The organism is Streptomyces sp. NPDC107562, from assembly GCF_055657325.1.
Window position 1 is genome coordinate 106,761 of the sequence record NZ_JBVKBE010000010.1, and the last position, 12,818, is coordinate 119,578.

Here is a 12,818-nt window from a genome sequence, read left to right on the forward strand (position 1 = left end):
GTGGCGGGGCGCGCGTTTCGTGAACGTCAGGTGAAGGAAGGGCCGTTGCCGACCGGGACGGGTGCGTCCGGCCGCGGCAAGCGCCGTTCCCCGCCCGCTCAGTCCTCCGAGGTCGCCTTGGAAGCCGTCGCCTTCTTGGCGGTCGTCTTCTTGGTGGCCGTCGTCTTCTGCGCGGTCGTCGTCTTCTTCGCCGCCGTGGTCTTCTTGGCGGCGGTCTTCTTCGCCGTCGTCGTCTTCTTGGCCGGTGCCTTCTTGGCGGGCGCCTTCTTCGCCGTCTTCTTGGCAGGGCCCTTCGCGCGCTTCTCGGCGAGCAGTTCGAAGCCCCGCTCCGGCGTGATCGTCTCGACGCTGTCACCGGACCGCAGGGTCGCGTTGGTCTCGCCGTCCGTGACGTACGGGCCGAAGCGACCGTCCTTGACGACCACCGGCTTGGCGCTGACGGGGTCCTCGCCCAGCTCCTTCAGCGGCGGCTTGGCGGCGGCGCGGCCACGCTGCTTCGGCTGGGCGTAGATCGCGGCGGCCTCCTCCAGCGTGATCGTGAAGAGCTGGTCCTCGGTCTGCAGCGACCGCGAGTCCGTCCCCTTCTTCAGGTACGGCCCGTAGCGCCCGTTCTGCGCGGTGATCTCGACGCCCTCCGCGTCCTTGCCGACGACACGCGGCAGCGACATCAGCTTGAGGGCGTCCTCCAGCGTCACCGTGTCCAGCGCCATCGACTTGAACAGCGAGGCGGTCCGCGGCTTCACCGCGTTCTTGCCGGTCTTCGGGGTGCCCTCGGGCAGCACCTCGGTCACGTAGGGGCCGTAACGGCCGTCCTTGGCCACGATCGTGTGACCCGTGGACGGGTCGGTGCCCAGCTCGAAGTCGCCGCTCGGCTTGGCGAGCAGTTCCTCCGCGAGCTCGACCGACAGCTCGTCCGGCGCCAGGTCGTCCGGGATGTCGGCGCGCTGGTGCTGCTCGGTGTCCTTCTCGCCGCGCTCGATGTACGGGCCGTAGCGCCCGACGCGGAGCACGATGTCGCTGCCCACAGGGAACGACGACACCTCGCGCGCGTCGATCGCGCCCAGGTCGGTGACCAGTTCCTTGAGGCCGCCGAGGTGGTCCCCGTCGCCGTTGCCGGCGTCCGCGGCGACGGCCGCGACGGTGCCCTCGCCGAAGTAGAACCGCTTCAGCCACGGCACCGCCTGCGCCTCACCGCGCGCGATGCGGTCGAGGTCGTCCTCCATCCTGGCGGTGAAGTCGTAGTCGACGAGCCGGCCGAAGTGCTTCTCCAGCAGGTTGACCACGGCGAAGCTCAGGAAGGAGGGGACGAGCGCCGTGCCCTTCTTGAACACGTAGCCACGGTCGAGGATCGTCCCGATGATCGACGCGTACGTCGACGGGCGGCCGATCTCGCGCTCTTCCAGCTCCTTGACCAGCGAGGCCTCGGTGTAGCGGGCCGGGGGCTTGGTGGCGTGGCCGTCGACCGTGATCTCCTCGGCCGACAGCGGGTCGCCCTCGCCGACCTGCGGAAGCCTGCGCTCGCGGTCGTCCAGCTCGGCGTTCGGATCGTCGGCGCCCTCGACGTAGGCCTTCAGGAAGCCGTGGAACGTGATCGTCTTGCCGGACGCGCTGAACTCGACGTCCCGGCCGTCGGCCGCGGTGCCGGCGATCTTCACCGTCACGCTGTTCCCGGTCGCGTCCTTCATCTGGGAGGCGACCGTCCGCTTCCAGATCAGCTCGTAGAGCTTGAACTGGTCGCCGGTCAGGCCCGTCTCGGCGGGCGTGCGGAAACGATCACCCGAGGGGCGGATCGCCTCGTGCGCCTCCTGCGCGTTCTTGACCTTGCCGGCGTACGTCCGCGGCTGGGGCGGCAGGTAGTCGGCGCCGTACAGCTGCGTCACCTGGGCGCGGGCGGCGGACACCGCCGTGTCGCTCAGGGTCGTGGAGTCCGTACGCATGTAGGTGATGTAGCCGTTCTCGTACAGCTTCTGCGCGACCTGCATGGTCGCCTTCGCGCCGAAGCCGAGCTTGCGGCTGGCCTCCTGCTGGAGCGTCGTCGTACGGAACGGGGCGTACGGCGAGCGGCGGTACGGCTTGGACTCGACCGAGCGGACGGAGAACCGGGTGTCCTCCAGGGCGGCGGCGAGGGCGCGGGCGTTCGCCTCGTCGAGGTGGAGGGTGTTCGCGCTCTTCAGTTGTCCGAGGGAGTCGAAGTCGCGGCCCTGCGCGACCCGCCTGCCGTCGACGGTCTGCAGGCGGGCGACCAGCGACGACGGGTCCGACGGGTCCCCCGCGCGGCCGGTCGCGAAGGTGCCTGTCAGGTCCCAGTACTCAGCCGAACGAAAGGCGATGCGCTCGCGTTCCCGCTCCACCACGAGCCGGGTCGCGACCGACTGGACCCGGCCCGCCGACAGCCGCGGCATGACCTTCTTCCACAGCACCGGCGAGACCTCGTAGCCGTAAAGGCGGTCGAGGATGCGGCGGGTCTCCTGGGCGTCGACCAGCTTCTGGTTGAGCTGGCGCGGGTTGGCCACCGCGGCCTGGATCGCGGCCTTGGTGATCTCGTGGAACACCATCCGCTTGACCGGGACCTTGGGCTTGAGGACCTCCTGGAGGTGCCAGGCGATCGCCTCGCCCTCCCGGTCCTCATCGGTGGCGAGGAAGAGCTCGTCGGAATCCTTCAGCAGATCCTTGAGCTTCTTGACCTGCGCCTTCTTGTCGGCGTTGATCACATAAATCGGCTGGAAGTCGTGTTCGACGTCCACGCCGAGGCGGCGGACCTCGCCGGTGTACTTCTCCGGCACCTCCGCCGCGCCGTTGGGGAGGTCGCGGATGTGCCCGACGCTCGCTTCGACGACGTAGCCGGGGCCGAGGTAGCCCTTGATCGTCTTCGCCTTGGCAGGCGACTCGACGATGACGAGTCGGCGGCCGCCCTGTGCGGTCTCGCTGGTCGGGGACAACTTCGCTCTTCTCTCCGGTCGACGCTGGGGCCTCCCCAGGCCTTGCACTCCCGGGGTCAGGGCACCTTTCTTGGCTCACTCGCTGGTGACGCTGCGGAGTGTGACGGTACATCCCGCCCCCGTGTCAAACGGGAAAAGCCCGCAACGGCCACTCGAACGGTAACCCGACTACCGCCATTCCTGCCGCCCGGCGTGTCCGCCGCACCGACCGGTTCTATCCGGAGCGTGCCGTACCGATTACCCCAGGTGGAAGGCTTCCCCGGCTGTCAGAGCCGGGTGAAGCACCACGCTCCGAGCGTCAGCGCGAGCACCGCGGCGACGGTCGCGAGGGTCGCCGATGCGACCGGGTTCACACCGTGGGCGACCGGCTCGCGGCGGCGCACCCGAGTCGCCGTCCACACCAGCAGTCCGCCTCCGAACAGGGCGAACACCAATCCCGCGAAGATCGCCGGTCCACTCTCCATGGCTGAGCGTGCCCCTTTTTTCCGTCGGCGAGTGTTCAATTCCCGGGAGGTTGACACGCACGGGCTGCGCCCAGGCGAACCTGACGTGAACGGGGGGTCGACGGGGCGGTGCGGCTGCTTTCGGACAAGGGCCGGCATGATCAGGCCGGGGCTCTCGAAAGTTTTTTTTCAGCGGTTTTCGGCCGCGGCTTCCTCAGGCGAACTTCGGCCATGATCGGGACGGCCGCTCATTTCCATGATCGGGTCCTTGGTGCCGCGTGAGCGGAGGGGAAGGATGTTGGCCGGTTTCGCGTCCCGCGCCGAGGGTGGCGGTGCCCGATCTCCTCCGGCCGGCCGGAGGCCTAGGCGCCGGCGTCGGCGTCAGACCTGACTGAGCGCTCCCGCACATCCCGGCGCGCAAGACCCACCTCAGCTCCCTCGCACCCAGCGTGCACGCCCTCCACACGCGCCGCCCCCTTCACGCAGGCGCCTTCCTCCGCACGTGCCGCCCTCGTCACCCACGCCACTCCCTTGTGCACACGCCTCTCCTTGCGCAGACGCCCTCCCTTGCACACGCGCCCCGGCGCCCCCTCGACCCCGGCGCACCCCACTGAGGCCGGGCGCACAGTCCGGCGTACAAGCCCCTCTCGGTGCCCCCGCTCCGGCGTGCGCTCCTCCCCCGGGCGCCCCGGACTCACCTCACTCCGCAGGCTCCAGGAACCCTTGTTCCACAAGCAGGCGGATCTGCGCCGGCGTACGGTCGCGCAGCAACACCGGATCCTCGCCGACCAGTTGGGCGATGGCGTCCAGGATCCGTCCCGCGGTCAGCGACCCGTCGCACACACCGGCGAACCCGGCGCCGACCGTGTCCACCTTCGTGGCGCGCCGCATCCCACGGTTCTGGCGCAGCACAAGATGCTCCGGGTCCTCCGCGCCGGGCAGCCCGACCTGCTCCTGCACCACCTCGACGGCCAGCCGGAAGCGCTCCTCCAGCAGCGCCGCGTCGTCGCGCGAGCGTAGGTAGTCGAGGCGCTCGAAGTGCGCCCGGACCGTCTCGCCGAGCGGCTGCTCGACCGGGTGGGGCCATTCCTCGACGGTGATCGAGGGCACCGCCGCCTCCCGCTTGCGCAGGGTGATCCACCCGAACCCGACCGCCCGCACCTTGCGCGCCTCGAACTCGTCCAGCCAGGCGTCGTACCGCGCCTGGTACTCGGCCACGTCGCCCCGGTGGTCGCCGGCGTCGCGCAGCCACAGCTCGGCGTACTGCGTGACGTCCTGCACCTCGCGCTGCACGATCCACGCGTCGCAGCCCTGCGGCACCCACGACCGCAGCCGCTCCTGCCAGTCCTCCCCCTCGACGTGCTGCCAGTTGGCGAGGAACTGCGCGAACCCGCCCTCGTTCAGCCGCTCCCCCGCCCGTTGAACGAGCGTGCGGCACAGATCGTCCCCGCCCATGCCGCCGTCGCGATAGGTCAGCCGGGCGCCGGGGGAGATCACGAAGGGCGGGTTCGACACGATCAGGTCGAACGTCGCGTCGTCCGCGAGCGGCTCGAAGAGCGAGCCCTCGCGCAGCTCCGCGCCCGGCGCGCCGGACAGCGCGAGGGTGAGCGCGGCGATGTGCAGCGCGCGCGGGTTGACGTCGGTCGCCGTCACGCGCGTGGCGTGCTGTGCGGCGTGCAGCGCCTGGATGCCCGACCCGGTGCCGAGGTCGAGGGCCGCCGCGACCGGCGTACGGACGGTGATGCCGGCCAGTGTCGTCGACGCGCCGCCCACGCCCAGCACGACGCCCTCGTCGTGGCTCGCGATACCGCCGGCGCCGCCGACCGCGCAGCCCAGGTCGGACACGATGAACCAGTCCTCGCCGTCGAGCCCGCCGTAGGGCCGCACGTCCACGGCCGCGGCGACCTCGTCACCGCCGACCCGCGTCAGCCACCCGCTCTCCAGGCACGCGTCGACGGGCAGGACGCCCTCCACGCGCGCGAGCGGCACGGGCTGCTGGAGCAGGAACAGCCGTACGAGCACCTCCAGAGGTGTGTCCCCGCGCGTCGCCCGGAGCGCGGGAACCACCTCGCTGCGCGCCAGCGCCGCGTAGGCGGGTGCGCCGAGCAGTTCGAGCAGTCCGTCGGCGGTGAAGGCGGCCCCCAGGAGGGCCTCCCGCAGCCGCGCGGTGACGTCGGGGCGGTCGGTGACGGGCAGGGCGCAGAGGCTGGCGTTGCTCACGCCCCCCATTGTGACCGTGCGGCACGACCGCCGCGAACCTCAGCCCTGGGTCGCAGGGGGCGTGGACGCGGCGCTCTTGCAGGTGTCCTGCTTGGCCATCGCCTGGCCGACCTCGCCCTCCTCCAGCCTCGTCAGCGCGTCGTTGCCGCTCTGGCTGAGCTTGTCCAGCTCCGTCGCGATCTCCTTGAGGCCGTCGGCGAACTTCGCCTGGTCCTTGGTGTCGAGGTCGTCGACCTGCTTGCGCAGGGAGGCGTAGGACGAGGAGATGGAGTTGAGCTCCTTGACCGCGTCCTGCTGCTTCTGCTCGCCGTTCTCGACGTCGGGCGCGCCGGCCTTGGTCACGGCGGCGCCGATCGCCTTGTAGGCGTCGGACATGTCCTGGAAGGCCGCCGCGTCGGTCTTCTGGACCTCTTCCGGCGTGCTGTTGTCCGAGGTCTCCTTCTGGATCGCGGAGTTGGCGGCCGCGATCTTCTTGGCCTGCGGCTGCAGGTCGTCGCAGACCTGCTTGGCCCACGCGTCGAGCTTCTCGTTGCCGTCGTCGCTGCTGCATCCCGACAGCGCCAGCACCAGTACCGCACCGCCGGACAGTGCGGCCGCGAGCTTCTTGTTCACCGGTTCGGCCCCTTCCATGGCTCTCGGCCCCGGAACATACACGCCAAGCGCACAGCAAACGCATGACCGGGGTCCGATATTCACCTTATTGCAGCCATTTGCACCAAGGGAGAGAAGGCTCACGGCGACAGCGCGCGAACGCCGGAGCGGGCGGGGGACGCGTCAACGCGCGCCACCCGCCCGCTCCTTGGGTCGAGCCCGGTGCGAGGGCCTACGAAACCACCGCCGGGTCGGCCGACTTGGCCGTCGGTTCGGGATCGTCGTCGTCCATGGCGATGCCGCGCCGCTTGGAGACGTACACCGCCGCGACGATCACCACCAGGGACAGTACGGCGATCAGGATCCGTATGCCGAGGCTCGCGTCGTCCCCGTAGCTGAACTTGATCACCGCGGGCGCGATGAGCAGCGCGACCAGGTTCATCACCTTCAGCAGCGGGTTGATCGCCGGGCCGGCGGTGTCCTTGAAGGGGTCACCGACCGTGTCGCCGATCACCGTCGCGGCGTGCGCCTCGCTGCCCTTGCCGCCGTGGTGACCGTCCTCCACGAGCTTCTTGGCGTTGTCCCAGGCACCACCGGAGTTGGCGAGGAACACGGCCATCAGCGTGCCGGTCCCGATCGCGCCCGCCAGATACGCGCCGAGCGCGCCGACGCCGAGCGTGAACCCGATGAAGATCGGCGCCATCACCGCGAGCAGACCTGGCGTGGCCAGCTCCCGCAGCGCGTCCCTCGTACAGATGTCGACGACTTTCCCGTACTCCGGTTTCTCGGTGTAGTTCATGATCCCGGGGTGCTCGCGGAACTGCCGCCGCACCTCGTAGACCACCGAACCCGCCGACCGCGAGACCGCGTTGATCGCCAGCCCGGAGAAGAGGAAGACGACCGCCGCACCCGCGATGAGCCCCACGAGGTTGTTGGGCTGCGAGATGTCCATGGCGAGGGTCAAGGGCGCGCCCTCGCCGCTGAGCTTCTCGCCCACGTCCTGCACGCCGGTGGTGATGGCGTCCCGGTACGACCCGAAGAGCGCCGCCGCCGCGAGGACGGCGGTGGCGATGGCGATGCCCTTGGTGATGGCCTTGGTCGTGTTGCCGACGGCGTCCAGGTTGGTGAGCACCTGCGCGCCCGCGCCCTCGACGTCGCCGGACATCTCGGCGATGCCCTGCGCGTTGTCGGAGACCGGCCCGAAGGTGTCCATGGCGACGATGACGCCCACCGTGGTCAGCAGCCCCGTACCGGCCAGCGCGACCGCGAACAGGGCCAGCATGATCGACGTACCGCCGAGCAGGAAGGCCCCGTAGACGCTGAGGCCGATCAACAGGGCGGTGTAGACGGCCGATTCGAGGCCCACGGAGATACCGGCGAGGACGACGGTGGCCGGGCCGGTGAGCGAGGTCTTGCCGATGTCCCGCACCGGGCGCCGGTTGGTCTCCGTGAAGTAGCCGGTGAGCTGCTGGATCACGGCGGCGAGCAGGATGCCGATGGCCACCGCGACGAGCGCGAGGATCCGCGGGTCGCCGCCCTTGGCCAGGATCGCGGCGTCCGTGACGCCGTCGAGCTCGGCGTAGGACGAGGGCAGGTAGGCGAAGGCGGCGACCGCCACCAGGGCGAGGGAGATCACCGCGGAGATGAAGAACCCGCGGTTGATCGCGCTCATCCCGCTGCGGTCGGCGCGCCGCGGAGCCACGGCGAAGATGCCGATCATCGCGGTGACCACACCGATCGCGGGGACCAGCAGCGGGAACGCCAGCCCGAAGTCGCCGAAGGCCGCCGTGCCCAGGATCAGCGCGGCGACCAGGGTCACGGCGTACGACTCGAACAGGTCGGCCGCCATGCCCGCGCAGTCGCCGACGTTGTCGCCCACGTTGTCGGCGATGGTCGCTGCATTGCGCGGATCGTCCTCCGGAATGCCCTGCTCGACCTTGCCGACCAGGTCGGCGCCGACGTCGGCGGCCTTGGTGAAGATGCCGCCGCCCACCCTCATGAACATCGCGATGAGGGCGGCCCCGAGGCCGAATCCCTCCAGCACCTTCGGCGCGTCGGCCGTGTAGACCAGCACGACGCAGGAGGCGCCCAGCAGACCGAGGCCCACCGTGAACATGCCGACGACGCCACCCGTGCGGAAAGCGATCTTCATGGCTTTGTGGGAGACGAGGGTGAGATCCTTTTCCGGCTCACCCTCCGCCGGAGTCGCTTCCCGGGCGGCCGCGGCGACCCGGACATTGCTGCGCACGGCGAGCCACATGCCGATATAGCCGGTGGCCGCCGAGAACGCCGCGCCGATCAAGAAGAACACCGATCTTCCGGCGCGCTGATTCCAGTCGTCCGCGGGCAGCAGCATGAGCAGGAAGAACACGACCACGGCGAATACACCGAGCGTGCGCAACTGCCGGGCCAGATAGGCGTTGGCGCCTTCCTGCACGGCCGCCGCGATCTCTTTCATGCTGTCGGTGCCCTCGCCTGCCGCGAGCACCTGACGCAGCAGCACGCCGGCGACGACCAGGGCGGCCAGGGCCACGGCCGCGATGATCACCACCATGACGCGGTTGCCGTCGGTCAGCACTGCGGCTGCGAAGGTTGTGGAGTGGTCCAGGTCCAACCGATGAGGGGTAGAAAGCCCCGCCATTCGTCCTCCTTGACGCTTGGGCTGAGCTCAAGATGTGGACGGATTGTAGGGAGCCGGTCCTGATCAAAACAGGGCGCGGCAAGCGGAATTAGTCGTCCCGTGCTTCACCGCAAATGATCGCAGGAAGGCTGCGAACCCGAAAGTGGTAATGCCCCAGAAGTGTGGGCGCATGATCGAATTGCGGCGCCGCTGATCAGCCAATTGATCCACACCGGTCGTGAATTCCTTCACGAATTCAGGGCCGCTTCACGCGTAAAACAGCGAGGGCCCTGCTCGGCAGGGCCCTCGCTGTGATTGCTCCGTCAGGGTGACGTCAGGGTGACTTCAGGGCAGCACCGCGGTCGGCTGCGGCGTGGTCGGCCAGGTCATACGGATCAGACCGCCGTGCTCCCCGGCGGACACCTCGACGTCGTCGACGAGACCGCTGATGACCGCGAGGCCCATCTCGTCCTCTTCGGCCTCCGTGTCGGGGTCGTCGGCGGCTGCGCCGGATGTCCGGACCCCGGTCGGAGTGTGCGGCGCCTCGTCGCCGACCTCGATGGAGAACTGCTTCTCCTCCTCGATCAGCGCCACCTTCACCGGCGCCGTGATACCGCTGAGCTGATGCAGCCCGACGGCACGCGAGCAGGCCTCGCCGACGGCGAGCCGGACCTCGTCGAGGACGGCCTCGTCGACTCCGGCCCTGCGTGCCACCGCCGCCGCCACCAGCCGGGCGGTCCTCACGTGCTCGGGCAGCGCGCTGAAGCGGAGTTCGACGGTGGCCATGCATCCCCCTCTGAGCTACGGGCGTGCTCGGGGTCCGGGCCGCCGAAGCCCGGACCGCCTCTACGAATCTGCCGTCCCGGGCCCTCGGCCCGGGCCGGTGATCAGTCGGTGGCCGCTACCGCTTCCTCGACCGAGGTGTGAATCGGGAACACCTTGGTGAGGCCGGTGATGCGGAAGATCTTCAAAATGCGCTCCTGGTTGCAGACCAGGCGCAGCGAGCCCTCATGGGCACGCACCCGCTTCAGGCCGCCGACCAGCACGCCGAGCCCGGTGGAGTCGAGGAAGTCCACGCCCTCCATGTCGACGACGAGGTGGAAACTGCCGTCGTTCACCAGCTCGACCAGCTGCTCGCGCAGCTTGGGCGCGGTATATACGTCGATTTCGCCACCGACCCTGACGATCGTGCGATCGCCGATGGTCTCGGTCGACAGGGACAGGTCCACGGATCCTCCAGCACCTTGCTATCGAGCGGTCGTCCTTGGGACATCTCGGCAGATCCCCCTGGACGGTTCGCCAGCCGCGATGGCATTCAATCACTTACCGGCAGGCGTGCACGACGCCTTGGTCCCATTGTCCGTCAAGCCGGTGACACACTCGGTGCCGATGGCCAAGAATCACCGATCCGATCGATCCCCGACGGACACCGCGTCCCGCCCCGCCCCGGGCACGGTCCTGGACCGCCTCGCCTCGGGGCCGAACAGGGCTTCGCGCATCACTCATACGGAGCACTTGCCCCCGCGTGCGGGTCGGCATGCAGTCTGGCCTGACCGGATCCGATCCGAGGTCATCGCCGCGGTCCAGGCCGCGGGCATCGAACACCCGTGGGTCCACCAGGCGCGGGCCGCCGAACACGCGCTGGACGGCCAGTCCGTGGTCGTCGCCACCGGCACCGCGTCCGGCAAGTCCCTGGCGTACCTCGTCCCGGTCTTCTCCACGCTCATGGACGGCGCCGAGGCCCCGAACGGGCGCGGCGCCACCGCCCTGTACCTGGCCCCCACCAAGGCCCTCGCGGCCGACCAGTGCCGGGCCGTGAAAGAACTTTCACATCCGCTGGGCCAATCGGTACGGCCCGCGGTGTACGACGGCGACACTCCGTTCGAGGAACGCGAGTGGATCCGCCAGTACGCCACGTACGTCCTGACCAATCCCGACATGCTGCACCGGGGCATACTCCCGTCCCACCCCCGCTGGGCCTCCTTCCTGAAGTCGCTGAAGTACGTCGTCATCGACGAGTGCCACACCTACCGCGGCGTGTTCGGCTCCCACGTCGCCCAGGTACTGCGCCGCCTGCGCCGCCTCTGTGCCCGCTACGGCTCCTTCCCGGTCTTCCTGCTGGCCTCCGCGACCGCCGCCGAGCCGGCCGTGGCCGCCCGGCGTCTCACAGGCCTCCCGGTCGTGGAGGTCGCCGACGACGCCTCCCCGCGGGGGGAGCTGGTCTTCGCCCTCTGGGAGCCCCCGCTCACCGAGCTCCACGGCGAGAAGGGCGCGCCCGTCCGCCGTACCGCCACCGCCGAGACCGCCGACCTGCTCACCGACCTCACCCTCCAGAACGTCCGCTCGGTCGCCTTCGTGCGCTCCCGGCGTGCCGCCGAGCTGATCTCGGTGATCACCCAGGAACGGCTCGCGGAGATCGACCGCTCCCTGCCCGGGCGCGTCGCCGCCTACCGGGGCGGCTACCTCCCCGAGGAGCGCCGCGCCCTGGAGCGGGCTCTGCACTCCGGCGAACTCCTCGCGCTGGCCGCCACCACGGCCCTGGAGCTCGGCGTCGACGTCTCCGGCCTGGACGCCGTCGTCATCGCCGGGTACCCGGGCACGCGCGCGTCCCTCTGGCAGCAGGCGGGCCGGGCGGGCCGCTCCGGGCAGGGCGCGCTGGCCGTCCTGGTGGCCCGTGACGACCCGCTGGACACCTTCCTGGTCCACCATCCGGAGGCCCTGTTCGACCGACCGGTGGAGTCGACAGTCCTCGATCCCGACAACCCGTACGTCCTCGCGCCCCACCTCTGCGCGGCCGCCGAGGAACTTCCCCTGACCGAGGACGACCTGGAGCTGTTCGGCCCGGCGAGCGCCGGGCTCCTCCCGCAGCTGGAGGCGGCCAAGCTGCTGCGCCGGCGCACGAAGGCCTGGCACTGGACCCGCCGGGAGCGGGCCGCCGACCTCGCCGACATCCGGGGCGAGGGCGGCCGGCCGATCCAGATCGTCGAGGTCGGCACCGGACGACTCCTCGGCACGGTCGACGCGGGCGCCGCGCACACCTCCGTCCACGAGGGGGCGGTCCACCTCCACCAGGGCCGCACGTACCTGGTGCGCTCCCTCGACCTGGAGGACTCGGTCGCCCTGGTCGAGGAGGCCGCCCCGCCCTACTCCACAGTGGCCCGCGACACCACGACGATCTCCGTCCTGGAGACGGACGTCGAAGTGCCCTGGGGCCAGGGCCGCCTCTGCTACGGCTCCGTCGAGGTCACCAACCAGGTGGTCTCCTTCCTGCGTCGCCGCCTCATCACCGGCGAGGTGCTGGGCGAGACCAAACTCGATCTCCCTCCCCGCACCCTCCGTACCCGCGCCGTGTGGTGGACGGTCACCGAGGACCAGCTGGACGAGGCCCGCATCAGCCCGGAGATCCTCGGCGGCGCCCTGCACGCCGCCGAGCACGCGTCGATCGGCATGCTGCCCCTCTTCGCGACCTGCGACCGCTGGGACATCGGCGGCGTGTCGATCCCGCTGCACCCCGACACGCTCCTGCCGACCGTCTTCGTCTACGACGGCCACCCGGGCGGGGCGGGATTCGCGGAACGCGCCTTCCACACCGCCAAGGCCTGGCTCTCCGCCACCCGCGAGGCCATCGCCTCCTGCGAGTGCGACAGCGGCTGCCCGTCCTGCATCCAGTCCCCCAAGTGCGGCAACGGCAACGATCCGCTCCACAAGCGGGGAGCCGTACGCCTCCTCACGGTGCTGTTGCGGGGAGCGCCGGAGGAAGGGCCGGACGGGGCTGCGGGCCACCCTGAGGGGGCCGAGGCGGGACCGGAGACGTTTCACGTGGAACCGCCGCGGACGCCTCAGGTGCGCCCGGACGGGCTCCTGGAGGAACCGGACGCCAAGCGGGCCCCGGAGCAGCGGTCCCCAGGGGAACGGTCCCCAGGGGAGCGGCAGGGGCAGCGGGAGGAAGCGGTGCCCCCGCCTCCGCAGGGCCCGCCCGTGCCCTGACCTCCATCCTGAACGGCC

General features: G+C 70.4%; 8 protein-coding genes. 1 reads left to right on the top strand and 7 read right to left on the bottom strand.

The features are described from left to right. Window positions 1-98: 98 nt before the first annotated feature. The 7 genes from topA to bldG all read right to left on the bottom strand — a co-directional run bounded on the left by topA (window position 99) and on the right by bldG (window position 10,042). On the bottom strand, window positions 99-2,939 hold the full coding sequence (topA, locus tag ACZ7LV_RS25890) for a type I DNA topoisomerase (protein WP_471942595.1): 2,841 nt from the start codon (window positions 2,937-2,939) through the stop codon (window positions 99-101). Window positions 2,940-3,205: 266 nt separating this feature from the next. Then, the gene (locus ACZ7LV_RS25895) at window positions 3,206-3,403 is read right to left on the bottom strand and encodes a hypothetical protein (RefSeq protein WP_471942596.1); all 198 of its coding nucleotides are present in this window, start codon (window positions 3,401-3,403) and stop codon (window positions 3,206-3,208) included. 678 nt (window positions 3,404-4,081) lie between these two features. Next, window positions 4,082-5,611 (bottom strand): DUF7059 domain-containing protein, encoded by a 1,530-nt coding sequence (locus tag ACZ7LV_RS25900; protein WP_471942598.1) that lies wholly within the window; start codon window positions 5,609-5,611, stop codon window positions 4,082-4,084. A 30-nt stretch (window positions 5,612-5,641) separates the two neighbouring features. Beyond that, on the bottom strand, window positions 5,642-6,232 hold the full coding sequence (locus ACZ7LV_RS25905; protein ID WP_471942600.1) for a small secreted protein: 591 nt from the start codon (window positions 6,230-6,232) through the stop codon (window positions 5,642-5,644). 193 nt (window positions 6,233-6,425) lie between these two features. Further along, on the bottom strand, window positions 6,426-8,834 hold the full coding sequence (locus ACZ7LV_RS25910; protein WP_471942602.1) for a sodium-translocating pyrophosphatase: 2,409 nt from the start codon (window positions 8,832-8,834) through the stop codon (window positions 6,426-6,428). Between the two features lie 324 nt (window positions 8,835-9,158). After that, window positions 9,159-9,599, bottom strand: a complete 441-nt coding sequence (locus ACZ7LV_RS25915; protein WP_471942604.1) for an ATP-binding protein — start codon at window positions 9,597-9,599, stop codon at window positions 9,159-9,161. Window positions 9,600-9,700: 101 nt separating this feature from the next. Beyond that, on the bottom strand, window positions 9,701-10,042 hold the full coding sequence (gene bldG, locus ACZ7LV_RS25920) for an anti-sigma factor antagonist BldG (protein WP_024885807.1): 342 nt from the start codon (window positions 10,040-10,042) through the stop codon (window positions 9,701-9,703). 79 nt (window positions 10,043-10,121) lie between these two features. Here bldG and ACZ7LV_RS25925 point away from each other — a divergent pair, with 79 nt between their 5' ends. Continuing rightward, window positions 10,122-12,800, top strand: coding sequence for a DEAD/DEAH box helicase (locus ACZ7LV_RS25925; protein ID WP_471942606.1), 2,679 nt, complete (start codon window positions 10,122-10,124; stop codon window positions 12,798-12,800). Window positions 12,801-12,818 lie beyond the last annotated feature (18 nt).